We start from the raw sequence: 23,440 nt of genomic DNA on the forward strand, positions 1-23,440 counted from the left end.
GCGGGGGCATCCCGCCTCCGCCCCGACTCAGGAGGATCGGATGAGGATGACAGCGAGACCCGGCATCGCGGCCCTGGTGACCGGCATCGTCATGACACTGTTGCTGGCGCTGGTCACGACCGCCCCGAGCCAGGCCGCCTCGGGCACGTCGCTGAGCGTCCACCTGGCCTCGACCCGGGGACCGTCGACCGGCGTGGGGGAGGGGTTCCTCTACGGCATCAGCCAGGACGGCACCCAGCCCGCCGACCAGTTCCTGCAGCCGCTCGGGATCAACGCGTTCCGCGGCGGCGGATGGTTCTCCGGCGGTTGGATCAGGGACGGCTACCAGTACGGGTCGGCGACCCGGGCCGACCTCGACTCGATCACCGCGCAGGCCCGGCGGCTCACCCGGCCGCCCTACCACGCCCAGTACCAGGTGCTGGTCAGCGACATCTACGGCGCCAACGGCGGCCAGCCCTCGGACACCAAATATCCGTGCGACAACGGCGACTGCTCGAACTGGATCGGCTTCATCGACGCCACGGTGGGGGCCCTGCAGGCGTCGGGGCTCACGTTCGCCTACGACATCTGGAACGAGCCGGACATCTCCGTGTTCTGGACCCGGGGTGTCAACAGCGCCCAGTACTTCCAGATGTGGGACACCGCCTACCGGGAGATCCGCCGCATCGCCCCCGGGGCGCGGATCGTCGGGCCGTCCCTCGCCTTCACCCCGCAGCGCAACCCGGGGGAGTGGCAGACCTGGCTCGCACACGTGAAGGCAGCCGGCACCGTCCCCGACATGATCAGCAACCACAACGAGGGTGACGTCGACGACCCCGTCACCGTCGCCCAGAGTCTGCGCAACGCCCTGAGCTCGGCCGGCATCGGCCCGCTGCCTCTGTCCTCGAACGAGTACCAGCCCGCCGACCGGCAGACCGCCGGTGTGACGGCCTGGTACCTGGCCCGGTTCGCGCAGTCCGGATACACCAACGCCATGCGCGGCAACTGGGTGTGCTGCACCACGCCGAACCTGACGGGAGTGCTCACCCAGAGCGGAGGCACCTGGCAGCCGACCGGCAACTGGTGGGCCCTTCGGGACTACGCCGACATGACGGGAACCCTGGTCGACACCTCCGGCCAGACCGGCTCCACGGCCGTAGCCGCCTCCGAGGACTCCGCCGCCGAACGCGCCGTGGCGCTCATCGGCGACGCCAACGGGTACACCGGCGCCGCGTCCGTGACCTTCGACGGACTGTCCTCGGTGCCCTGGCTGGCGAACGCGGGCAACGTCCACGTCACCGTGCACCGCATCCCGGACCAGGCCCCGCTGAGTGCGCCGCAGACCGTGTACGACCAGACTGTGAGTGCCTCCGGCGGCTCGATCACCGTGCCGTTCACCTTCCAGGGCTCGCACGACGCGTTCGCCGTCTATCTGACCCCGGCTTCCTCCGGCGGCACGGGCTTCCCGGACGGCCACCACCAACTCGTCGTCGCCGACGACAACCTGTGCTTGGACGTCTACGGCCACTCCACCGCCGCGGACGCCGTGATCGACCAGTGGACCTGCAACGGGCAGGACAACCAGCGGTTCCTGTTCGTGCCGGCCGCCGACGGCTACGGCGAACTGCGCCCCCAGCACTCCGGCCAGGACGTGGCGGTCGCGGGCAGTTCCACGACGGCCGGCACACCGGACATCGTGCAGCAGGCTCCCGGCCCCGCCGCCAACGCCCTCTGGCTGCCCGTGCGCCAGTCCGACGGGTCCTACGCCTTCCAGAACCGCAACAGCGGCCTGTGCCTGGACGTCTACGGCGCCGGCAGCACTCCGGGACAGCAGCTGGACCAGTGGCAGTGCAAGAACGCACCGGGCACCAACCAGGACTTCGTCGTCCGCTGAGACCGCACCCGACGCGGACCCCACCGACCTGCGAAAGGAACTCACCGTGTCAGCAATCAGACGGCTACTGCGGCGCCTGCGCGCCTCGACCGCCGTGCTCACGGGCCTCCTCCTGGCCGTCGGCGGCCTTGTCGGCGCCGTCGCCGCCCCGGCGCACGCCGCCACCTCGATCACCGTCGACGGAGCGTCCGGCGGACGGACCTTCGACGGAGTCGGCGCGATCAGCGGGGGCGGCGGCAACAGCAGACTCCTGACCGACTACCCCGAACCCCAGCGCGGCCAGATCCTCGACTACCTCTTCAAGCCCGGCTACGGGGCCTCCCTGCAGATTCTCAAGACCGAGATCGGCGGGGACACCAACTCCACCTCCGGTGCCGAGCCGAGCCACCAGCACACCCGTTCCGACCTGAACTGCGACCGGGGCTACGAATGGTGGCTCATGGAGCAGGCCAAGGCCCGCAATCCGGACATCAAGCTCTACGGCCTCGCCTGGGGCGCGCCGGGCTGGATCGGCGGCGGGAACTTCTGGTCCACCGACATGGTCGACTACCTGGTCTCGTGGCTGGGCTGCGCCAGACAGCACGGCCTCGCCATCGACTACCTCGGCGGCTGGAACGAGCGAGGCTACAACGTCTCCTGGTACGAGCAACTGCGCACCGCGCTCAACTCCGACGGCTACGGCAGCGTCAAGATCGTCGCGGCCGACTCGGACTGGACCGTCGCCAACGACGTCAACTCCAACGCGGCCTTCGCCGCGGCGGTGAGCGTCATCGGCACGCACTACCCCTGCGGTTACCGCTCCTCCCAGGCCAACTGCTCCGTGCCGTCGGCCGCCACGTCCTCCGGCAAGCCCCTGTGGGCCAGCGAGAACGGCTCGGACGACTACAACGGGGGAGCACCCGCCATGGCCCGCGGCATCAACCGCGGATACATCGACGGCCGGATGACCGCGTACCTCAACTGGCCGGTGGTCGCAGCGATCACGCCGAACCTGCCGTACCCCACCATGGGCCTCGCCCTGGCCTCCCAGCCCTGGTCCGGCCACTACGCGATCGGCAAGAACACCTGGGTCATGGCGCACACCAGCCAGTTCACCGCCCCGGGCTGGAAGTACCTCGACTCCTCCAGCGGCTACATCGGCGGCAACCGGAACAACGGCAGCTACGTCTCGCTGAAATCCCCGAACGGCGCCGACTACTCCACCGTCATCGAGACGATGGACGCGGGCAGCGCCCAGACCCTGAACTTCGACGTCACCGGTGGCCTGTCCGGCGGAACCGTCCACGTCTGGTCGACCGACGTCAACTCCTCCAACCCGGCCGACTACTTCGTGCACACCGCCGACGTCACCCCCTCCGGCGGAGGCTTCAGCCTGACCGTGCAACCCCATCGCGTCTACACCCTGACCACCACGACCGGGCAGGGCAAGGGCACCGCCACCGGCCCCGCCCAGGGCGCCATGAGCCTGCCGTACCAAGACACCTTCGACGGCTACACCACCGGCACCGAGGCGAAGTACCTCATGGACTGGCAGGGCGCCTTCGAGGTGACGGCCTGCGGCGGCGGCCGCGGCGGCAAGTGCGTGCGCCAGATGAGTCCCCAGAAACCGATCACCTGGGACGCGCTGTCCGATCCGCACGCCCTGCTCGGCGACGTGGGCTGGAGCAACTACACCGTCTCCTCCGACGTGCTGCTCGAACAGCCGGGATACGCGGAGCTGATCGGCCGCGCGAACGGCCAGGACTACAGCAGCACCGGCGGACTCAACGGCTACCACCTGCGGGTGAGCGACACCGGTGCCTGGTCGATCCTGAACTCCAGCACCAGCGGCACCGTCTCCACCCTCGCCCACGGCACGACCACGGCACTGGGCACCAACCGGTGGCACACTCTCGCGCTCACCTTCTCCGGGACCACCATCAGCGCCGTCATCGACGGTTCCACGGTCGGCTCCGCCGCCGACCGCACCTGGGCCGGCGGACAGGTCGGCTACGCGACCAGCCAGGGCGAGACGGCACAGTTCGACAACCTCTCCCTCACCCCCGGAAGCGGCGGCGGAGGAGGCGGCACGACCGGCGCCATCGTCGGGTCCGCCTCCGGCCGGTGCGTGGACGTGCCCAACCAGTCGCAGACCTCCGGAACCCAGGTGGAGCTGTGGGACTGCAACGGCGGCAGCAACCAGCAGTGGACCAGCACACCGGCCGGTGAACTGCGGGTCTACGGCAACGCCTGCCTGGACTCGGCGGGCAGTGGCACCAGCCCCGGCACCAAGGTCGACATCTCGGGCTGCACCGGCGGCAGCAACCAGAAGTGGACGCTCAACGCCGACGGCACCATCACGGGCGCCCAGTCCGGCCTGTGCCTGGACGCCACCGGCGCGGCCACGGCCAACGGCACCCTCCTGGAGCTGTGGACCTGCACCGGCGCCGGCAATCAGAAGTGGACACGCGAGTGACGGTGCCGGCCGAGACCGCCCACCTCGTCACCTGACCCTGAAGGACCCCCTCATGACCGCCTCCCCCCGCCCGATCAGCCGACGCCGCCTGCTCGCGGCGAGCGGCGCGGCCGCGGCCGTCGGACTGCTGCGTTTCGCACCTCAGGCCGCCGCGACCGACGGCCCCGCGAGCTACACCGCGACCTGGTCCTCCGTGGACCAGCACCCCCCGGCACCTGCCTGGTTCAAGGACGCCAAGTTCGGTATCCACTACCACTGGGGCGCCTTCAGCGTCCCCGCGTACGGCAACGAGTGGTATCCGCGCAACATGTACGTCGGCGGCTCGAGCGAGAACCAGCACCACATCGCCACCTACGGCGACCCCCAAGTGTGGCCGTACCACAACTTCATCGACGGCGCCCGCGACAAGGCCGGCAACTACGTGCAGTTCGCGCCCAGACTGGCCTCCCAGGGCGGCAGTTGGGACCCGGACGCCTGGGCCCGGCTGTTCAAGTCCGCGGGCGCCAGGTTCGCCGGCCCGGTCGCCGAACACCACGACGGCTTCTCGATGTGGAACAGCCGGGCCAACCCGTGGAACTCCGTCCAGCACGGCCCCCGGCTCGACCTGGTCGCCCTGCACGCCCAGGCCATCCGCGCCCAGGGCCTGAAATTCATGGCCTCCCTCCACCACGCCTACCACTTCAACGGCTACTACGACCACGTGCCGTCCCAGTCCGACCCGGCCCTGCGCATCCTCTACGGCCAACAGGGAACGGCGGCCGAGAACAAGCTCTGGTACGACAAGCTGGTCGAGGTCATCGACGGTTACCAGCCCGACCTGCTCTGGCAGGACTTCGATCTGAACCTGGTGCAGGAGTCCTACCGGCTGCAGTTCCTCGCGCACTACTACAACCAGGCTGTCGCCTGGAACAAGGACGTGGTCGCGACCTACAAGGACGGCCTCGACAACAAGGGCGAGGTCTTCGACTTCGAGCGCGGCGGCCCGGCAGATCTCCTCACGCCCTACTGGCTGACCGACGACAGTATTTCCTCGTCCAGTTGGTGCTACACGGTGGGCATCGGCTACTACACGACGCAGGCGCTGCTGCACTCGCTGATCGACCGGGTCAGCAAGGGCGGCACCATGCTGCTGAACATCGCTCCGACGGCCGACGGCACCGTCCCCTCCGCACAGCAGTCGATCCTGCTCGCCATGGGGGACTGGCTCGGCCGCTTCGGAGAGGCGGTCTACGGCACCCGCTCCTGGTCCGCCTACGGCGAGGGCCCCACCAAGATGGGCGGAGGCTCCTTCAGCGGACCGGTGGCAGGCAAACCGCAGGACGTCCGCTTCACCCGCAGTCAGGACAACAAGGTCCTCTACGCCACCGCGCTGGGCTGGCAGGGCGCCACCATGACCGTCGCCACGCTGAACTCCAACCAGATCAACCTCAGCACCCTGACCGGCGCGCAGCTGCTGAACAACTCCGCCGGCACCTACGTCAACCTGCCCGCACCGACCCAGGACGCCTCCGGCCTGCACCTGACCATGCCCTCGACGAACCCGCCGTTCACCGCCCTGGCGTACACGGTCAAGCTCACCTTCTCCGGTGACATCCCCGTCCTCGGCGCACCGGGCGGTTCCACGACCTGGGTGAAGATCGCCAACGTGACCAGCGGACTGGTGCTCGACAGCGGGGGCAACGTCGCCTCAGGCTCCGGCCTCAAGCAGTGGGACTACGACGGAAGCGCCAATCTGCAGTGGCAGCTGATCGACCTCGGGAACGGCTACTGCCGGATCATGAACCGCGCCAACGGCCTGGCCGCCGACAGCTGGGGCAACGCCGCCAACGGTGCACCCGCCCGGCAGGAGGCGTGGAACGGCGGCAACAACCAGCAGTGGTCGCTGAACAGCCTCGGCGGCAGCCGCTACCAGATCATCAACCGTGGCACCGGCACCGCCCTGGACGGCAGCGGCAGCACCGCGGTGGGGTCCACCACGGTGCTGTGGGCGCCGAACTCCAGCACCAACAACCAGTGGACGGTCACCGGCGTGTGAACCACGCCGAGAACCCACGCGCACAGTCATCCCTCGAGACCGGAAGAAGGAGTGCATGAAACACAAACCGCTCTTAGACACCGTTTCCTTTGGTGCTGCTGGGTCGTTGGGTGATTTGTGACAGACCTGGTTGAGCGGCTGGTTCCGGATGACTTGTGGGTGCTGTTCCGGCGAGTGGTGCCACCCATGGAGATCAAGCGTCCGCAGGGCGGTGGACGGCGTCGGGCGGGTGACCGCGAAACGCTGGCCGCCATCATCTTCGTAGCCAATTCAGGCTGTACGTGGCGGCAACTGCCGCCGGTCTTCGGCCCTGCATGGCCTACCGTCTACCGTCGCTTTGCCCAATGGAGTCGGGGGCGCGTCTGGGCCCGACTGCATCGCGTCCTCCTCGACGAGCTCGGTGCCCGAGGCGACCTGGACTGGTCGCGGTGCGCGATCGACTCCGTCAGCCTGAGGGCGTCAAAAGGGGGCTACTGACTGGACCGAATCCGACCGACCGTGGCAAGAGCGGATCGAAAATCCACCTGATCACCGACCGCAACGGCCTGCCCCTGTCGCTGGGCATCTCCGCCGCCAACACCCACGACAGCCTTGGACTCAAGCCGCTCGTGTGTGGCATCCCGCCGATTCGCTCCCGGCGCGGACCACGTCGACGACGGCCGGCGAAACTGCATGCCGACAAGGGATACGACTACGACCACCTGCGCAAATGGCTCCGACAGCGGGGCATTCGTCACCGCATCGCCCGCAAAGGGATTGAGTCCTCACACAGGCTCGGTCGACACCGCTGGGTGGTCGAGCGCACGGTGTCCTGGCTGGCCGGATGCCGCCGCCTACACCGTCGCTACGAGCGCAAGGCCGAGCACTTCCTGGCCTTCGTAGGCATCGCCGCTGCCTTGATCAGCCACCGCAGGCTGGCACGCTCGCCGGCCGCCTAGGCGAGGGCTCTGGCCAGACGGCGATAGCCCAGCTCCTGCGCGCCCAGAACCTGACGAAGCCTATCAAGGCCGCCAGCCTCCAACTCTCGCTGAGCGTCGATCTGACAGGCCCGTTCGTAGGACATCAGGCTGCCGCCAGGGTCAATCTCAAGGCCGATCGAACCCGGCCACAGGGCTGCGGTGCTTCGAGCAAGGGAGTGGATCTCTGGCAAACCGTAATGCTCATCAGGTTGCTCAAGCGCCTGCAAGATTCGCCCCATCAGCATGAAGCCGGCCTGGGTGAATGGTGCGGCACGGTCCACCGAGTAGCTGCTCTGAGCAGCATCCAGGCCGGACCGAGCATGTTGCAGTACATCCTGATCGAGCGTCCGACCTGGTGCGCCCCGCAGACCGGCCCGTAGACCTGCATCGGCAAGGTAGTACGGGTCAGCGAGTCCAGCCCGCTCAGCGAGGATGTACAGGGCCCCTCCGATCCGCAGTCCAGTCGAGCATGCCAGCGCCCGCGCCGACGTGCTGTCCAAGTCTCCGTGCATGATCGGACCAACCTCGCAGACATAGTGGATCAGGGCGGCCCCACCGTACTGCCACCATGAACCCGCACCCTGGCGTGACTACGGCCAAAGGAAACGGTGTCTTAGAGGCAATGCCGTTGCTTTATGGGTCGGCGGGTTTGGGTCGTTTGATGCGCACTGCTCGGGTTCCGGTGCGGGTGGGCTGGGGCCAGGTGTGGTGTTCGGCCCGTTTGAGGCGGTAGTTGGACATCTTGCGTTTGACGACGCGAGGCTGGCTGCGCAGGCGTCTGTGCGGCAGGAGTCGTTCCAGCAGGTCATGCTGGAGCAGGACGAGCGCTCTCACCAGCAGGTCAGGGGGAAAAACTGCCCGGCGTGACGGTCACGCTGCGCCGGGCAGAGCGCAAGGTCTCAGTGAAGGAGACCTGGTCGGGATCCAGACTCCGGGTGGCGGCGGTTCTCACCATCAGCTCGCGTAGCGCGTGGTGGACCAGCAGATGTGCCCAGATCTGCTGCAGGACACCTTCTGGTGTTTTGCTGCTGATCACCACGCGGGCTCCGCGTTGATGCGTCTTGAGCTCGGCGAAAACGGCTTCCGCCTCCCAGCGCTCCTGATACAGCGCGGCCAGCTGGCGGGCGGGATGGCGGCGGGCATCGAGCAGGCTGGTCACCAGCCGGTAGTCCTCGCCCGCGTGGCCGGTGCCGTTCAGCTGGTAGGCCAGCACCCGCACCGTGACCGGGTCGGTGTGCGCGGGATCGGTGTGAGCGTGGATGCGGGAGAGCCAGGATCCGTCCCGCAGGATCCGGTCAACGGGCAGGACCCGGTTGGCCGGCACCCTCCATAACAGGTCGGCGCCGGTAGCGGTGAAGGCCCGCCACAACGGCACACCGAGGAACTCCCTGTCGGCCAGCACGAGTTGTCCCGGCCCGCAGGAGCGGGGCAGGCGGCTTACGAGGGTGACTTCCCCAGTGCGGCAGCCGGCCAGCTCGGCGTCCAGCACGAGGTGCGTGCCCACCTCGATCAAGCAGGCCATCCGTACTTGGGGAAAGGAACTCTTGTCGTGGCCGCGGCTGTTTCCGGGGCGGCCGAAGGCAGCCTCGTTGGCCGCGCTGTCGGCAACGTCCCAGCAGGTCCCGTCCACTGCCAGTAGCCGCAGCCCCCGCCAGAACGCCCCCGGAGTTCCCTCGGTGCCCATCGGTTTCGCGGTCGTGGTGAACAGGACCCGCAGCGGCTCGGGACCCAGCCGCTGACGGGCCCGGAACAGTGACGATTTCGCCGGAATGCGCCAGTCACCCAGCAGGCCCTGGCCACGCAGGCCCTCGACCAGATGCCTCATCACGTCCAGATACGGCGCCGGCGAGAACAGGGCCAGCCCGAGCACGAAATACACCATCAGCCGGGCCGGCAGCAGGCGCCTGCGCTGTTCCGCACGACCGCACGCGGCCACTGCACGATCCACCAGACCGGACGGGTACACCCAGGTCAGCAAACCCAAGCCTGATAACTCGCCGACATCCGCAGACACCCGAACCACCCCCGGGAACACTGCACAACAGCGTACGCCCACGAGCTAACGCAACGGCATTGCTCTTAGACACCGTTTCCTTTGGCCGTAGTCACGCCAGGGTGCGGGTTCATGGTGGCAGTACGGTGGGGCCGCCCTGATCCACTATGTCTGCGAGGTTGGTCCGATCATGCACGGAGACTTGGACAGCACGTCGGCGCGGGCGCTGGCATGCTCGACTGGACTGCGGATCGGAGGGGCCCTGTACATCCTCGCTGAGCGGGCTGGACTCGCTGACCCGTACTACCTTGCCGATGCAGGTCTACGGGCCGGTCTGCGGGGCGCACCAGGTCGGACGCTCGATCAGGATGTACTGCAACATGCTCGGTCCGGCCTGGATGCTGCTCAGAGCAGCTACTCGGTGGACCGTGCCGCACCATTCACCCAGGCCGGCTTCATGCTGATGGGGCGAATCTTGCAGGCGCTTGAGCAACCTGATGAGCATTACGGTTTGCCAGAGATCCACTCCCTTGCTCGAAGCACCGCAGCCCTGTGGCCGGGTTCGATCGGCCTTGAGATTGACCCTGGCGGCAGCCTGATGTCCTACGAACGGGCCTGTCAGATCGACGCTCAGCGAGAGTTGGAGGCTGGCGGCCTTGATAGGCTTCGTCAGGTTCTGGGCGCGCAGGAGCTGGGCTATCGCCGTCTGGCCAGAGCCCTCGCCTAGGCGGCCGGCGAGCGTGCCAGCCTGCGGTGGCTGATCAAGGCAGCGGCGATGCCTACGAAGGCCAGGAAGTGCTCGGCCTTGCGCTCGTAGCGACGGTGTAGGCGGCGGCATCCGGCCAGCCAGGACACCGTGCGCTCGACCACCCAGCGGTGTCGACCGAGCCTGTGTGAGGACTCAATCCCTTTGCGGGCGATGCGGTGACGAATGCCCCGCTGTCGGAGCCATTTGCGCAGGTGGTCGTAGTCGTATCCCTTGTCGGCATGCAGTTTCGCCGGCCGTCGTCGACGTGGTCCGCGCCGGGAGCGAATCGGCGGGATGCCACACACGAGCGGCTTGAGTCCAAGGCTGTCGTGGGTGTTGGCGGCGGAGATGCCCAGCGACAGGGGCAGGCCGTTGCGGTCGGTGATCAGGTGGATTTTCGATCCGCTCTTGCCACGGTCGGTCGGATTCGGTCCAGTCAGTAGCCCCCTTTTGACGCCCTCAGGCTGACGGAGTCGATCGCGCACCGCGACCAGTCCAGGTCGCCTCGGGCACCGAGCTCGTCGAGGAGGACGCGATGCAGTCGGGCCCAGACGCGCCCCCGACTCCATTGGGCAAAGCGACGGTAGACGGTAGGCCATGCAGGGCCGAAGACCGGCGGCAGTTGCCGCCACGTACAGCCTGAATTGGCTACGAAGATGATGGCGGCCAGCGTTTCGCGGTCACCCGCCCGACGCCGTCCACCGCCCTGCGGACGCTTGATCTCCATGGGTGGCACCACTCGCCGGAACAGCACCCACAAGTCATCCGGAACCAGCCGCTCAACCAGGTCTGTCACAAATCACCCAACGACCCAGCAGCACCAAAGGAAACGGTGTCTTAGAGGGCATCTGATCTAGGTACTTGGTAGTTACGGATGTTTTTGTGACTGCTGGCATTGGTGGTCGTTGCACGGTGTGTGAGTGATCGTCGTCCGTACCGCAGTGATGTGTCCGATGCCCGCTGGGCCCTGATCGAGCCAGTCTTCACCGCCTGGCGGGCGAGACGGACTGGGCCCGGAACGGCAGCCCGGGTGCACGACCTGCGGGAGATCGTCAACGCGATCCTCTATGTCAACCGCACCGGCATCCCGTGGGAATACCTGCCTCACGACTTCCCGCCCTACAAGACCGTCTACGACTACTACGCCAAGTGGGAAGCCGACGGCACCACGCAACAGGTCCACGACCTGTTACGCGACAAGACCCGCCGAGCCCACGGCCGCAGCCCACAGCCGACCGCGGCCGTTGTCGACGCTCAAAGCGTGAAGACCTCGGCAAACGTCGCCGAGACCAGCCAGGGCATCGACGCCGGCAAGAAGATCAAAGGGCGCAAGCGGCACCTCATCACAGACACACTCGGCCTGGTCCTCGCCGTACTCGTCACCGCCGCCTCCGTGCACGACACCACCGGCGGCAAGTTGCTCCTCGACGACCTGGCCGTGGCACATCCCAGTGTCTCCAAAGTCTGGGCGGACGGCGGCTACCAGAGCAGCATCTTCAATCACGGTGCCGGACTCGGTATCGACGTGGAGGTTGTGCAGCGGCCACGGGCCAAGGGTTTCGAGCCGCTGCCGAAGCGGTGGGTGATCGAGAGGACGTTTGGCTGGCTGATGCAGCACCGCCGCCTTGCCCGGGACTACGAAGCCCTACCGCAGAGGTCCCGAACAATGATCCACTGGGCGATGGCTAACAAAATGTCGCGCGAGCTGACCGGAGAATCCGCACCAACCTGGCGAATCGAAACGGACATCACACTCACAACGTCGTGAACATTGATCAGATGCCCTCTAAGACCGACGTCTCCGACGCCCGTTGGATCGCGCAGGTGGCCCAACACGGGCTGGTCTCGCCGTCGTTCGTGCCGCCACCGCGCATTCGCCGTCTTCGTGACCTCACCCGGCAGCGCACCAGCCTGGTCCGAGAGCGTTCTCGCGCGCTGAATCGGCTGGAGAAAGTGCTCGAGGACGCCGGCATCAAGACCTCGCTCGTGCTGACCAAGACGCTGAGTATGTCGTCCCGCGCCATGTTCGAAGCACTCATTGCCGGTGAGCGTGACCCGGTGGTGCTGGCCGATCTGGCCGTCGGGAAGGCCCGGTCGAAGATGACGGATCTCCGCGAGGCCCTGACCGGCCGCTTCGAAGACCACCACGCCTTCTTGACGTCCCAGGCCCTGGCCCACATCGACGCCATCGATGCGCAGATCGCCGCGTTCGATCAGCGCATCGATGCCGAGACCGCGCCTCTGCGCCGACAGCGCGATCTCCTGGTCACCATCCCCGGCGTCTCAACCCGCCTCGCACAGGTAGTGATCGCCGAGACGGGCGCCGACATGACACGCTTCTCCACTGCGGCCGCTCTGGCGAGCTGGAGTGGCGTGGCTCCTGGAAACAACCGGTCAGCGGGGCGGAGTTACTCAGGCGCCACGACGCACGGCAACGTCTGGCTGAAGGGTGCCCTTGGAGATGCTGCTGCCGGGCTGCTGCGCGTGCGAGAGAGCGTGATCGTCCTGCACGCGATGCGCTGGCCGGACGAAGTCCGCGACCCGTCAGAGCTGTACCCGCCGGCGACGGACGTCTCGGACGCGGAAGTCGACGAGGCCGTAGAGCTGATCGAGCGGATGGCCGTCGATCGTCTGGAGGGCCCGGATTTCGTCGACCACTACACCGAGGCGCTGGAGAAAGTGATCGAGGCCAAGCGGGAGGACCGCGAGCTGCCGGAGGCGCCGGAGCCGGAGAAGCCGCCGGGCAAGGTTCTCGACTTGATGGCGGCCTTGCAGGAGTCCGTGGAGAAGGCGAAGGCCTCGCGCGGCGAGGACACGGACACCGAGGCGCAGGTCCACGAGATTCCCGCGAAGAAACCCGCGGCGAAGGCCCCGGCGAAGAAGACGGTCGCGAAGAAGACGACCGCCAAGAAGGCGGCCGCCCGCAAACCACGCCGCAGCGCGTAGGTGCTGCGCGGCGGTCACGGGCGGGTGCGGATGTATCGGACGGCCGGGCCCCATCCTGGCTCTACGCCTGCCATGTAACACTGACACAGCGGACTGCCGCCGCTTCCGTAACAGTGCGTCCTGCGCCGGCATCCGGCGCACAAACCGACGCGGTCGCCGGGCAGACCAGTACGGAGGGGTCGGGCTCCCAGACCGGCGGCGGGGCGTGGCCGAGGACGCGATGTGTCGGTGTCGGTGTGGGCGTCGGTGTTGCCCGGTCGCGGCAAGCCGGGCCGGTCGGCACCGGTGCTGTCCAGGCAATCAGGCATCAGTCGCGCCGTGAGGGCGGCCTTGTGGTCCGGGTCGTCGGGGCAGCCGGATCGTGCTCGGTGTCGTTGTCCTGGCTGGCGGCCCAGGAGGCGAGCAGGGTCAGGTTGTCGTGGGAGACCGTTCCCGGCTCGGCGGTGTAGGTGATCATGGTGAGGCCGGGTTCGGCGTTCGGTTGGAGGAGGTCGTAGCGCAGGTCGAGCATGCCCACGACCGGGTGCTGGAACCTTTTCGTGCCTCTGACGCAGGCACGCACGTCGTGTCGGGCCCACAGCTGGCGGAAGGCGTCGCTGCGGGTGGACAGCTCGCCCACGAGATGGGTGAGCGGCTGTTCATGCGGAGTGGGGCCGGCGGCGGCGCGCAAGTGGGCGATGAAGTCGTCGGCGACCTCGTCCCAGTCGCGCCAGAACTGGCGGGCCTGAGGGTTGAGGAACGTGAACCGGGCGATGTTCGGCGCCTGGCGCGCGTCGGTGTGGAGCACGCTGTACAGAGCCCGGCCGAGGGGGTTGGTGGCGATCACATCGAGGGTGGGACTGCGCACCAGCGCTGCGACGCCGACGAGGGAGTCGAGGACGGTCTGCAGCTGCGGGGCGATCGCTGCAGGCGTGGTGCGACGGGAACGGGGTGCGGGGGACGGCCGGCCGGCGCGTGCCAGGTCGATGAGATGGGCCTGCTCGGCGGCATCCAGACGCAGCGCGCGGGCGATGGCCTGTAGGACGCTGTCGGAGGCACGGGTGAGCGCGCCGCGCTCCAGGCGGATGTAGTAGTCGATGCTGAGCCCGGCCAAGGCGGCGACCTCCTCGCGGCGCAGCCCGGGTACCCGCCGCTTCCTTCCGGTGACGGGCAGGCCGACTGACCTGGGGCTGATCCGTGCCCGGCGGGAGACCAGGAACTCCTGAATGTCACGGCGATGGTCCATGCACTCGACAATAGGTACGAGTAATGCGGATAGGGAGGGTTTGTCAGTACCCCCTATGGCAGGTCCTCCCGCAACGGCGTCGGCGGCGGCAACCTCGAAGCAGTGATCGGCAGACCACCGCAGCCCCTGACGACATCGAGCTCCTGGGCACCGATTTCGCAGCTAACTCGCGCGACGCGTCAAAGAGAGTCGACGCCCAGGACCGCTGAGTGCGGTGGCAGGCCTCCGACCCCACCTAGGAAAGGATTGTCATGACCCTCGGAACCGCAGTGATCGTCGGCGTAGGTCCAGGCATCGGCCTTGAGCTGACCCGGGCATTCGCCAATGCCGGACACCCGGTCGCCATGCTCGCCCGCAACAAGACGAAGATGGACACCTACGCTGCCGAGCTTGCCTCCACCGGCCAGGACGTTCGCGGCTACGCCACGGATGTCGCGGACGCCGGCAACCTGCGCTCCGCGATCCACTCCGCGATCACGGACTTGGGTGCGCCCGACGTGCTCATCTACAGCGTGGCGGTGCTCGACAGCGACTCGCCCCTCGGCGGTGACGACCAGAAGTGGGTCGCCAATATGGCCATCGATGTCCTGGGCGCCAGGGTCGCGGCCGACGCCGTGCTGCCGGAACTGCGCGACGGCCGCGGCACCCTGCTGTTCGCGGGCGGCGGGTACGCTCTGCATCCCTCGAAGAAGTATTCGTCCTTGTCCGTTGGTAAGGCCGCGCTGCGCGCGTACGTGCAGTTGCTCCATGAGGAGCTGGCCGGGACGGGCGTGCACGCAACCAGTATCACGATCACGAAGACGATCGGCAGCGAACCGCGCTTTGAGCCGGCGACGCTGGCACAGGCCTATCTCGCGCTGACCAAGCAGCCCGAGAGCGAATGGCAGCACGAACTGGTCTACTGAGCCGTCCCAAGCCCCGCGACGGCGAGGTCGAGTTGTCCGGTCAGGATGATGTCGCACCCGAACGCCGGCGAGACCGGGAACGGCGTACCTGGCTCCAACCCGACCTTGCGCAACGACTCCGGGTGTCCGTCCGTGGCCACGCGCCCGGCGGCGCGATCGGCGATCTCCAGAGTGGTGTCGGAGACCAGGCGCACCCGCCGGTACCAGGCCCTGATGCGTCCCGTTTCTTCGCCGGAGCGGAAGTGGGGAGCGCCAGTGGCCTCACCGGCTGATCCGGGCCAGGCGGACAGGCCACGACGTGTGGGCATGCGCTCCTCCAGGCTGAGCTGGGAAAGGTGGGAGATCACCTTATGGCCTACAACTCTCGTAACACGCAGGCCGGTTGGCCGGACAAGAGCTGGTGAATCCGGAGCAGCCAAGGCGAAAGCGAAGAAGCGCCGCAGCGGGACCGCGAACACTCCGCCGCACCGGCCCGGCGACCGGCCGCGCCGCTAACCCGGCGAGCCGGGGTTCGCGAGCTTGCTGACAGCCTTCGGGACCGTCAGGAGTCTTCGTATGGGCTGAGTAGGTCCATATAGGAGTTGTCGGCGTTCGCCACCCTCCTTGCCGAGCCGACTCCGCCGCAGGTCAGGCGACGGGTGCGCGCCCGTCGACGAAGGTGCTGAGGCAACCTCAGAGGCAACCCCAGGGACAACCCGAGAAGCAACCCCAGAAGCAACCTCTGGCGAGGCTATGCCGCGCTGCGCAGCGGCCGGTCCGGCCGCACACCTGGCACGCCGCGGCCTCGGCGCGCTCGGGGACGGCGCGGGCTTGTTCGGTGGTGACAGGTCGGGTGTGGTCGCGGTTGGCGTGGCAGTGGACGCGGTGCACGAAGCGGGCGGCGCCGACGTCGTCGGTGAAGTAGACCCATTCCTCGATCTTCCATGCCGGGGCGACGCCGACGCGCTCGGTGGGCACTTGGTCGTACGCCTCGCCCTCGATCGCGGTGCGCGGAAGTCGAGGGGTGCGGGCTCGTCTCGCAGCGTGCCCAGGTCGGCTGTTCCGGGTGACGGCCTGGCGCCGACTTCGGGAGTTGATGTCCTTATTGCCCAGTCAGTTGGGATGGGTGGGCTGGTCGGGGTCCGCGGGGCGGCTGCGGCCGTGGTTGGGTGAACAATCCCTGCACGGTCTCGACCGGGATGCCGCGCTCGGCCAGCCGCCTGAGTTGCAGGCGGGTGTCGTTGATGTCGTTGGGCGCGATTTGCATGTCTATCGCCTCGCACGGCGCAGCACAGCGTCTGTGTGCTGTACGTCAGGACAGGGGGGGCACGAACATCCGTGCCGCTGCCGCTGAGGTGTGCCTGTCGGTGCTTATGCGCACACCTCTGCGTTACTCCAATGGGCTTAAAGCGGCGAGCCATCCGTGTACAGCTGCCCGCGAATCTTCCATGGAGGGCGAGCCGGTGAAATTTCCGGCGACTTCGAAGGGGGAACCTACCGTCAAATGCAGTTCATCAACGGAGCATGAGACTGACAAGTGGAGGCACCAGATGGCCGATCTCCCGCCACCGCCAGAGGGAATTGTCCTGGCCCATTTCATCGTCTCGGACGATGTCGAACGTTCTCGACGCTTCTACACCGAAGTGCTCGGCGGCCGGCTGGCCTACTCCGGCCCTGGAGGCCTGACCTATGTCGCACTGGCCAACAGCTGGATCATCATCAACGGCGGCGGAGGCCCGACGGACGACAAGCCCTCGGTCACCCTGGAGGCGCCGCGCGATTCCAGCCGGGTCAGCAGTTTCCTCAATATCCGCGTCAAGGACATCTACCCCTTGTACGAGGAGTGGAGCGCCCGAGGTGCCCAGTTCCTGACGCCGCCAAAACAACACGAGTACGAGATCCGCTGCTACATCCGCGACCCTGACGGCCATCTGATCGAAGTCGGCCAGACCACCGACCCGGAGGGAGACTGGACACCGGCTCACTGGCCCCCGAGTTCCCGCACCGGTGATTCCGAGTGAGCCTGGCTCGGCGCACGAGAGCACTACTGGACAACAGACCCTTGCGCCTGGCGCAGAGCGGGCGGTGAACTCTGCGCCGTCTCGATCGGCCGGAGCGGGCCGGTCCTCCTAGGTGATCAATCTGGAGGACGCGGGGAAACGGCAGGCTGGCGACACGGCTGGGTGGCACGCTGCTGTTCATGGGCGACGCCGAGCGGCGCGTCGTCCCGGGCCTCGGCATCGCTTCTGCCGCCAGCGCCCCGTTACGTCGGTTCGCCGTGGCGCTCGCGCTCGAGATCGCGCCCGTTCGCGCTGCGCGGCCCCGCACATAGCCCACCCGCTCGGGCTCTCAGCTCCCGCGAGCGCCTCACCCACGCACGCGCGTCACGGAAGCATTCCCCCGTCGATCCACGCGCGAAGCAGGGCGACCTGCTCCTCGGACCACGTCGCGTTCTCATCCGGCGGCGGCATACGCTTCGTCGCAACTGTGTTGTAGACGCGCTCGGCGTTCTCCCGGACCGACATGTACACATACTGGTCCAGCTGGACACCGCCCTTCGCCATGTGCTCGATGTCGATAGACCGGAACAGGGGGAGGATGTCGTGCGCGAATCCGGGTGCCGCGGTTGATTCCGCCATGAGTCGTCCTCTTGATTAGTGGTCTCTGGGCCAGGTGACGGGCAAACCATATTTAGCTCATGCCCTGGAGATATTCCTGCCAGGCATCGGCCGCGCGAGTGCCATCCGCCATTCAGGCCCGCCGAAGGCGCGCGGAGTGCCGGTCGGGCCCATCGACTCAAGGGTCGAGTCTTTCCAAAACTGCGGCGGTCACCACCCCGTAAGCCAGATGGGGCACGATGTCGGCAATCCGGTCCTTGGCGGACCACGTGCGCGGGTCGGTCACTTTGAGCACGGTCATGGGGGCGTCGGTGCCCAGACGGGCGCCGAATCCAGTGGTCGCGTAAGCGATCAACCTGGTCGGACGCCAGCCCTTGGCCCGCGCCAGGCCCAGAAGGGCACCCAGACCGATCCCCGCAGCGATGCCGGTCAGTGGCGCGAGGCCCGCGATTCGATTTTCCTTCTCAGCGCCGTCACCGGGAATGGTCAGGTGCATCGCCTGCGACAGCTTCTCGACGGTGGCTCGCGGAGTGCCACTCGCGGGCCGCGCCCGCCATGCCATGTCCAGATAGCCGACGGTGTTGAGAGCAGTGGTACCGGCGGCACCGGCAGCGGCGCCGTACAGCAGTCCGGTGACGGGTCTGGTCATCGTGTATCCCTCGGTCCTCTGGCGTGCAGTGCGCCTCGGGCCAGTCAACGCCAGAGCCAGTTCGCCCGCCACCGTAAGTTGCGTTGTGTCACCGGCGAACACGTTCCGATGGGCTGGTCATTCAACCTTGCCTCTGCCGGAATGATCATCCACCCAGGTCACGCACCACTGGTGCTCCTGGAGGATGCCGCCGAGTCGTTGGCGTCGTCGTAGGTGCAGGCGGCGGGACATGGACGGTCGTCCATCCCTGCACCGACGCCACGTTCTTCCGCCCGGGTAACCGGGTCTCGCCGATCTCCAGGGTGGCTTCCGTCGGCTGGGGCAGTTCAGTCATGAACTCAGCGTCGCTTCGGTTCGTGTCCGGGGGGAGGTGCCGGCCGGGGTGTCTCGAGCGGGTGTGAGCGTGGTGGTCAGGAGGCGGGCCGGTAGGTGGCGGCCGGGCCGATCGCGCCGGGCCCGAACTTCTCCCGGATTCGGTCGGCCGCCTGCTCGGCGGTGAGGCGGGCCTGGCGGGCGGCATCGAGGCTGAGCTGCTCGGCGGCCTGGTCGGCGTCGGCGAGGTCCTCGGCGCGCAGCGCGAGTGCGGTCAGACGGCCGCGCTGGAGGCCTGCGGAGTCCATGAGCTGGTAGGTGAGCCGGCGCAGGTCGTCCTCGTGCCCGGACGGTTCGGGCAGGCGGCGGGTCTTCTCCCATGCCGGTCCGCCGGCGAACGTCAGCGTGAGCGTGAGAGCGTGCGCGGCCTGCCCGCGGCGGCGCAGCTCCGCACCGAGTTGCACGACCCAGGCCCAGGAGGGCCGAACGTACGGCGGCGCCGTCAAGCACGTCGTGGGGGAGGCGGTGCCGGACGCCGACGGAAGTCGGCAGGCGGCGCGGGGTGACGGTGCGGGGGTCGATGCCGCGGGGCCCGGTCGACGGGCCGTCCGGCCCGCTTTGCCGAGCAGGCGCTGCACGGTCGCGGCCGGCAGCGTGGCGAGCAGGCCGACCCGGTCCGACGCCGTAGCGCTTCAGGACGGCGGCCTGGCGGGGACCGATGCCGTGCAGATCCTCCACGGGGAGCAGGGCGAGCCAGTCGGCAGCGTCGGCGGCCTCGACGGCCAGCACACCGCCCGGCCGCTCTACCTGCGCCGAGGCGGTCGCGGGCAACGGTGACGGTCGGGCCGATACCGACACGGATGTCGACGCCGTACCGGGAGACCGTCCGCAACCGCAGGACCTCCCCGAGATGCGCGCGGCAGCCCCGTGGTAGCGCAGCGCGCCCCGCAGATCGACCAGAGCCGCCGTGGGCGGCCGGGCCTCCACCACCGGCGACAGCTCATGCAGCTGCTCCAGGACCTGCCGGTAGGTCTCCTCCGGCAGCCGGTCCGGGCAGCGCACATGCATCACCACACCCGGCCGACGCTCCATCGACTCCGCACCCACCCGGCGCTCACCTCCCCACCACGCTATCGAACAAATAATCGAACACGCGAGGTGAAGGTGTGCTGGCGTGCCTAGAATGAAAATGTGTTCGTAACTCGCGGGATCTCCGGACGACCTGGACCGGCTCCAGACCGCTCACCGACGTCCGGGCGGGCGAGTGCCCTGGGTAAGGGGGCGGCCGGTGACCGGACTGCTGCTGTCTCCTTGGCCGCGGTTCCCCAGTGGATATTATCTGGAATGAAGAGTCAATAAAGATGCAGTCGGGGCCGAGTGGGTGGCTGATCGCCTGATGTGCGAGGCGGTGGTAGGCGGTTCGCAGTATTAATTGACTGATCATTCCTGATTGGGATATCATGGTCAACATGGCCAGGATCAGAGAGTTCGACACCGACTTGGCGGTGGAGGCGGCGATGGACGCCTTTCGCGCCAGGGGCTACGAGGGCACGTCCGTGCAGGACCTGGTGGCGGCCACCGGAGTGGGGCGGGGGTCGCTCTATGCCGCCTTCGGCAGCAAGGAGGGGCTGTATCTCGCCGCCATGGATCGCTACCGCGAGATGTACGCCGTGCCCCTGGTCGACGTCCTGCGCGCCGGTGCCCCGGCGCGCGAGCTGATCCGTGAGGTCCTGCTCGGCACCGTCGACACGATCGTGGAGGACGGCAACCGCAGGGCCTGCCTCATCGTGGGTGCCGCGATGGAGCGCATCGCCCATGATCCCAGGGTCGCCGCCCATGTGCGCGTCACGACCACCTCAATCGAGGACGCGCTGTACGAGGTCATCGTGGAGGCCCGGTCGAAGGGCGAACTGCCCGCTGGTCGCAGCCCCCGCGACCTCGCGCGGTATCTCGTCGCGACGCTCCATGGGCTGCGGGTGCTGGGTGCCATCAACCCCGACCGGGCCGCGCTTGCCGCGGTCGCCGAGGTCGCCCTCGACGCTCTCGGCTGACATTGCCCGTACCGGACAGGCGTGGCACCCCGCGGCTCAGCCGCGGGGTGCCACGCCTGTCCGGTGTCTGGTGGGCGGGGCGCAGGCCAAGCGCGGCGGGGTCGTCGGCCGCCACTGCTTTCTGAGTGGAGGGTTTGCCTGCGTTGACCGCGAAGAAGGCGATGAACGCGGCTGCGGCGACCGGTGCAGCCTGGTCCACGGAACCGTCGCTGTGGCGGGTGGCGAGGTAGTCGGCCGTCGCTCGGGCGGCGATGGTGTTGCGCAGCGCGGTGCTCATGGAGCCGTCGGTCTGCTGGGCCGCCGGTCACGGCGGAGGCGACGCCGGCGTCGCGGGTTTCGACGCCGTGGACGCCCAAGCCGAAGGCAGGCCAACGGCACCATCATCGAGACCGGCACCGACTCCTACCGGCTCGCGTCGCCCCGAGCCCAAGCGGAGCGAGCAGCCGGCTGAGAGACCGCGGAGCCGCGTCATGAGACGCTGACGGGGTTCCAGCTTCGATCTCCCGCAGCAGTTTTCCGTCATCGTCATAGAGCTCAAGACCGAACCGCAGACCGAACCGGGTCAGCAGCGCAGCCAGATCCTCGAACCGTTGAGGATCGACAACACCGTTCAGGAGCGTGTTCCCGTCGGTCGGGTCGACCTCGATGCGGCACCAGCTGGTCTCGACCTCATACGACTCCCACGACGAGCCTGATCTGGAACTCCAGCCGGCTCCGATGAACCGCTCGGCCACCCACGATGCACCCGGGGCTCCTGCCAGGCCACCACACACGTTGTTGTTGATCTTAAGCCAGACGGGATCGAGCGACTGTCCCTCATCGGATATGTCCACAGCTGGATTATGAAGCAGACCACGCAGCCTGTGATCGCACACGCTATCGCCATCAAAACTTGTCGAATGTCGATCACTGCAGCCCGGGTCACACGCCTCCCGAACTCCTCGACAAACGACTCCCAAAGAAGTCGTCATAGCCACCGTGGCGATGGCTCCGCAGATGCCGAGCGCCTTGGCCCGTTCCTTCGCGTCGGTGAATCCCAGTGAGATCAGCGCGAGTGCGGCGGGGCGAGCAGCGCGCCGAAAACGCCCCGGAGCGCGTGTGCCGTCAGCAGCGTGGGGAGGTTGGGCGACAGCCCGCTGGCGGCCGAGGCCGCCGCGGACCCGACAAGGCCGACGACGGAGATCTTCTTGTGCCCCGCAGGTCCGCCGGTTGTCCGCCGAGGACGAGCAGGTTGCCGAGGGCGAGGCCGTGGGCGAGGCCGTAGGCGGTGATGACCCTCTGCCGGCCGCCGTCAGAGAAGCCCAGGTCGTAGGGCGCGGACGGCAGGGCGATGTTCATGATCGCCGCGTCCAGGAAGACCATCACCTGCGCGACGCCGTGAAGATCGGCGCTCTCCGGAACGTCGGAAGTTATGGAATGAGAGTCCCAGAAAATGAGGATGCGGTCCGATGTCCCGGTCTGCGTCGAGGCCCACTTCTGTGTCGAAGGACGCGCCATTCCGCTGGTGAGGGCGTCGTCGCTGTCGCGGTGACGTGTGACGGCCGATCGGTGATCGCCACTCCATTTAAGTTGACCGAACGTTCCAGTATCTGTAGAGTCTGTTCAACCGGGCACGTTGTGAACCTGCCGACCTGGCCCCCTGTCCAGGGACGGAGTCAGCGGCGAACGCCGGGACCTCTACATCGCATTGACCTTGGGGGCCGCCGAACGGGCGCTACCCGAACGCGGCACTTGCAAGCCGCACCAGAAAGGGACAGCAATGACTTCCGACCGCAGCAAGACTCCCTCCGGCCGACGGTTCTCCAAGCGGGCGGGCATGGTGACGGCCGCCGCCCTTCTCCTGGCCGGAGGAGTGGCGACCGGTACCGCGACGGCCAGTTCGCACCACTCGCACGACGACAAGGCCAGCAGCGCTTCCACCGCCTCGACCGTCCGCACCCTCGCGGACATCCAGGACATCGAGAAGCTGAAGGCCCGCTACTTCCAGGACATCGACACCAAGCAGTGGGCCGATCTCCAGGCGCTGTTCACGCCCGACGCGCACATCAACACCGGCCAGGAATTCAACAGCCCGGCGGAACTGGTCAAGGCCACCAAGACCCTGATCGCCGACGCCCCCACCGCACACCAGGGCCTCCTTCCGAACATCACGGTCAAGGGGGACACGGCAACCGGCACCTGGGTCATGGAGGACTACGTCAACCTGAAGGCAGGCGGCGGGTTCCACGGCTACGGCCAGTACCACGACACCTACCAGCGCATCGACGGACGTTGGGTACATCACTGGATCGGTGCTGGAGCGGTACCGCATGGACACCCTCCCCGACACGGGCCCCTACCAGGCCCCGCAGAAGACCGACTGACCCGCTGCCAGACCTCTGGGGCGCTGCCGCACCCCGGGAAGGAGAACCATGAAAGCCGTCGGAGTGTCCCGCTTCGGAGGACCGGAAGCCTTGGAGATCTTCGAGATTCCCGAGCCGCACGCCGGTCCCGGCCAGGTCCGCATTCGGGTCCACGCCGCGACCGTCAACCCGGGGGACCGCTACCTGCGCAACGGAGCGGTCGCCACCTGGCGCCGGGACCGCCTTACATCCCCGGCATGGAGACGGCCGGCGTACTGGACGAGATCGGTCCAGAGTCGGTGACCGGCCTGCGCGTCGGTGACCGGGTGACGGTCATGACCATGCCGCTC

21 protein-coding genes and 2 pseudogenes are annotated in these 23,440 nt (G+C 67.8%); 13 read left to right on the top strand and 10 right to left on the bottom strand.

Features of this window, described 5'->3' with window-relative positions; all coding sequences use genetic code 11:
• Positions 1–40 precede the first annotated feature (40 nt).
• The 4 genes from BLW82_RS42535 (at position 41) to BLW82_RS42550 (ending at position 7,301) form a co-directional block, all read left to right on the top strand.
• Positions 41–1,873, top strand: a complete 1,833-nt coding sequence (locus BLW82_RS42535; RefSeq protein ID WP_093507742.1) for an RICIN domain-containing protein — start codon at positions 41–43, stop codon at positions 1,871–1,873.
• A 46-nt stretch (positions 1,874–1,919) separates the two neighbouring features.
• Positions 1,920–4,328 (top strand): ricin-type beta-trefoil lectin domain protein, encoded by a 2,409-nt coding sequence (locus tag BLW82_RS42540; protein WP_093507743.1) that lies wholly within the window; start codon positions 1,920–1,922, stop codon positions 4,326–4,328.
• Positions 4,329–4,380: 52 nt separating this feature from the next.
• Positions 4,381–6,363: an alpha-L-fucosidase gene (locus tag BLW82_RS42545; protein WP_093507744.1), complete on the top strand. Its 1,983-nt coding sequence runs from the start codon at positions 4,381–4,383 to the stop codon at positions 6,361–6,363.
• 186 nt (positions 6,364–6,549) lie between these two features.
• Positions 6,550–7,301, top strand: a protein-coding gene (locus tag BLW82_RS42550; protein ID WP_371131269.1) for an IS5 family transposase whose coding sequence is annotated in 2 segments (ribosomal slippage) — positions 6,550–6,838 and positions 6,838–7,301 — 753 coding nt in all. Because the reading frame shifts where the segments join, the coding sequence is not laid out codon by codon here.
• Here the strand turns inward: BLW82_RS42550 and BLW82_RS44100 are convergent.
• Positions 7,298–7,822 carry a hypothetical protein gene (locus BLW82_RS44100; RefSeq protein WP_143063620.1) on the bottom strand — a complete coding sequence of 175 codons (525 nt, stop codon included), beginning with the start codon at positions 7,820–7,822 and terminating at the stop codon, positions 7,298–7,300. The genes BLW82_RS42550 and BLW82_RS44100 overlap by 4 nt on opposite strands.
• A gap of 341 nt (positions 7,823–8,163) precedes the next feature.
• Entirely contained in the window at positions 8,164–9,336 is a 1,173-nt protein-coding gene (locus tag BLW82_RS42560; RefSeq protein ID WP_256215588.1) for an IS4 family transposase, read from the bottom strand.
• A 181-nt stretch (positions 9,337–9,517) separates the two neighbouring features.
• Here BLW82_RS42560 and BLW82_RS44105 point away from each other — a divergent pair, with 181 nt between their 5' ends.
• Entirely contained in the window at positions 9,518–10,042 is a 525-nt protein-coding gene (locus BLW82_RS44105; protein WP_143063620.1) for a hypothetical protein, read from the top strand.
• Here BLW82_RS44105 and BLW82_RS42570 read toward each other — a convergent pair.
• Positions 10,039–10,790 (bottom strand): IS5 family transposase gene (locus BLW82_RS42570; RefSeq protein WP_371131269.1). Its coding sequence is split into 2 segments (ribosomal slippage): positions 10,039–10,502 and positions 10,502–10,790, totalling 753 coding nucleotides; the frame shifts between segments, so codons are not numbered across the junction. The two genes, BLW82_RS44105 and BLW82_RS42570, sit on opposite strands and share 4 nt — an antisense overlap.
• Positions 10,791–10,979: 189 nt before the next feature.
• Here BLW82_RS42570 and BLW82_RS42575 point away from each other — a divergent pair.
• Together BLW82_RS42575 and BLW82_RS42580 are read left to right on the top strand one after the other, a co-directional pair.
• The gene (locus tag BLW82_RS42575) at positions 10,980–11,831 is read left to right on the top strand and encodes an IS5 family transposase (RefSeq protein ID WP_093507745.1); all 852 of its coding nucleotides are present in this window, start codon (positions 10,980–10,982) and stop codon (positions 11,829–11,831) included.
• Complete coding sequence (locus BLW82_RS42580) at positions 11,828–13,009, top strand: IS110 family RNA-guided transposase (RefSeq protein ID WP_093507746.1); 1,182 nt, start codon at positions 11,828–11,830, stop codon at positions 13,007–13,009. Before BLW82_RS42575 ends, BLW82_RS42580 begins: the two co-directional genes overlap by 4 nt.
• A 307-nt stretch (positions 13,010–13,316) precedes the next feature.
• Here BLW82_RS42580 and BLW82_RS42585 read toward each other — a convergent pair whose 3' ends face one another.
• A complete protein-coding gene (locus tag BLW82_RS42585; protein WP_093496889.1) occupies positions 13,317–14,234 on the bottom strand; it encodes a helix-turn-helix domain-containing protein in 918 nt (305 codons plus the stop codon).
• Between the two features lie 251 nt (positions 14,235–14,485).
• Here BLW82_RS42585 and BLW82_RS42590 point away from each other — a divergent pair, with 251 nt between their 5' ends.
• Positions 14,486–15,139 carry an SDR family NAD(P)-dependent oxidoreductase gene (locus BLW82_RS42590; protein ID WP_093496888.1) on the top strand — a complete coding sequence of 218 codons (654 nt, stop codon included), beginning with the start codon at positions 14,486–14,488 and terminating at the stop codon, positions 15,137–15,139.
• Here BLW82_RS42590 and BLW82_RS44110 read toward each other — a convergent pair.
• The gene (locus tag BLW82_RS44110) at positions 15,133–15,447 is read right to left on the bottom strand and encodes a hypothetical protein (RefSeq protein ID WP_143063612.1); all 315 of its coding nucleotides are present in this window, start codon (positions 15,445–15,447) and stop codon (positions 15,133–15,135) included. The two genes, BLW82_RS42590 and BLW82_RS44110, sit on opposite strands and share 7 nt — an antisense overlap.
• A 364-nt stretch (positions 15,448–15,811) precedes the next feature.
• Positions 15,812–16,096: a DUF6233 domain-containing protein gene (locus BLW82_RS44115; RefSeq protein ID WP_143063611.1), complete on the bottom strand. Its 285-nt coding sequence runs from the start codon at positions 16,094–16,096 to the stop codon at positions 15,812–15,814.
• Positions 16,097–16,668: 572 nt separating this feature from the next.
• On the opposite strand from BLW82_RS44115, the gene BLW82_RS42600 reads away from it, so the two are divergent.
• Positions 16,669–17,139 carry a VOC family protein gene (locus BLW82_RS42600; protein ID WP_093496886.1) on the top strand — a complete coding sequence of 157 codons (471 nt, stop codon included), beginning with the start codon at positions 16,669–16,671 and terminating at the stop codon, positions 17,137–17,139.
• Positions 17,140–17,502: 363 nt separating this feature from the next.
• On the opposite strand, the gene BLW82_RS42610 is transcribed toward BLW82_RS42600, so the two are convergent.
• The 3 genes from BLW82_RS42610 to BLW82_RS46455 form a co-directional block, all read right to left on the bottom strand.
• Positions 17,503–17,757, bottom strand: a complete 255-nt coding sequence (locus tag BLW82_RS42610; protein WP_093496885.1) for a hypothetical protein — start codon at positions 17,755–17,757, stop codon at positions 17,503–17,505.
• Positions 17,758–17,914: 157 nt separating this feature from the next.
• Positions 17,915–18,385 carry a hypothetical protein gene (locus tag BLW82_RS42615; RefSeq protein ID WP_093507752.1) on the bottom strand — a complete coding sequence of 157 codons (471 nt, stop codon included), beginning with the start codon at positions 18,383–18,385 and terminating at the stop codon, positions 17,915–17,917.
• Positions 18,386–18,795: 410 nt separating this feature from the next.
• Complete coding sequence (locus tag BLW82_RS46455; protein ID WP_371131464.1) at positions 18,796–19,161, bottom strand: DinB/UmuC family translesion DNA polymerase; 366 nt, start codon at positions 19,159–19,161, stop codon at positions 18,796–18,798.
• Between the two features lie 190 nt (positions 19,162–19,351).
• Between BLW82_RS46455 and BLW82_RS46460 the strand changes: the two genes are divergently transcribed.
• From BLW82_RS46460 to BLW82_RS46465, 3 genes and pseudogenes are all read left to right on the top strand, one after another.
• Positions 19,352–19,534 carry a hypothetical protein gene (locus BLW82_RS46460; protein WP_371131465.1) on the top strand — a complete coding sequence of 61 codons (183 nt, stop codon included), beginning with the start codon at positions 19,352–19,354 and terminating at the stop codon, positions 19,532–19,534.
• A gap of 632 nt (positions 19,535–20,166) precedes the next feature.
• Positions 20,167–20,748, top strand: a complete 582-nt coding sequence (locus BLW82_RS42625) for a TetR/AcrR family transcriptional regulator (protein WP_093507750.1) — start codon at positions 20,167–20,169, stop codon at positions 20,746–20,748.
• A 370-nt stretch (positions 20,749–21,118) separates the two neighbouring features.
• Positions 21,119–21,199 (top strand): annotated as a pseudogene (locus BLW82_RS46465) (ATPase); the annotation flags it as partial.
• A 529-nt stretch (positions 21,200–21,728) separates the two neighbouring features.
• Here the strand turns inward: BLW82_RS46465 and BLW82_RS42630 are convergent.
• Positions 21,729–22,110 (bottom strand): annotated as a pseudogene (locus BLW82_RS42630) (MFS transporter); the annotation flags it as partial.
• A gap of 454 nt (positions 22,111–22,564) precedes the next feature.
• Here BLW82_RS42630 and BLW82_RS42635 point away from each other — a divergent pair.
• On the top strand, positions 22,565–23,440 hold an 876-nt coding region (locus BLW82_RS42635), incomplete at its 3' end, for a nuclear transport factor 2 family protein (RefSeq protein ID WP_177233248.1).

This window comes from Streptomyces sp. Ag109_O5-10 (genome assembly GCF_900105755.1).
GTDB lineage: Bacteria > Actinomycetota > Actinomycetes > Streptomycetales > Streptomycetaceae > Streptomyces.

What these genes read in the sequence shown, in the direction of transcription:
- BLW82_RS42545 (WP_093507744.1), top strand. Translation starts at nt 4,381, where the DNA reads ATGACCGCCTCCCCCCGCCCGATCAGCCGACGCCGCCTGCTCGCGGCG.
- BLW82_RS42600 (WP_093496886.1), top strand. Translation starts at nt 16,669, where the DNA reads ATGGCCGATCTCCCGCCACCGCCAGAGGGAATTGTCCTGGCCCATTTC.
- BLW82_RS42610 (WP_093496885.1), bottom strand. Translation starts at nt 17,757, where the DNA reads ATGGCGGAATCAACCGCGGCACCCGGATTCGCGCACGACATCCTCCCC.
- BLW82_RS42625 (WP_093507750.1), top strand. Translation starts at nt 20,167, where the DNA reads ATGGCCAGGATCAGAGAGTTCGACACCGACTTGGCGGTGGAGGCGGCG.
- BLW82_RS44110 (WP_143063612.1), bottom strand. Translation starts at nt 15,447, where the DNA reads ATGCCCACACGTCGTGGCCTGTCCGCCTGGCCCGGATCAGCCGGTGAG.
- BLW82_RS42590 (WP_093496888.1), top strand. Translation starts at nt 14,486, where the DNA reads ATGACCCTCGGAACCGCAGTGATCGTCGGCGTAGGTCCAGGCATCGGC.
- BLW82_RS42615 (WP_093507752.1), bottom strand. Translation starts at nt 18,385, where the DNA reads ATGACCAGACCCGTCACCGGACTGCTGTACGGCGCCGCTGCCGGTGCC.
- BLW82_RS42585 (WP_093496889.1), bottom strand. Translation starts at nt 14,234, where the DNA reads ATGGACCATCGCCGTGACATTCAGGAGTTCCTGGTCTCCCGCCGGGCA.
- BLW82_RS42535 (WP_093507742.1), top strand. Translation starts at nt 41, where the DNA reads ATGAGGATGACAGCGAGACCCGGCATCGCGGCCCTGGTGACCGGCATC.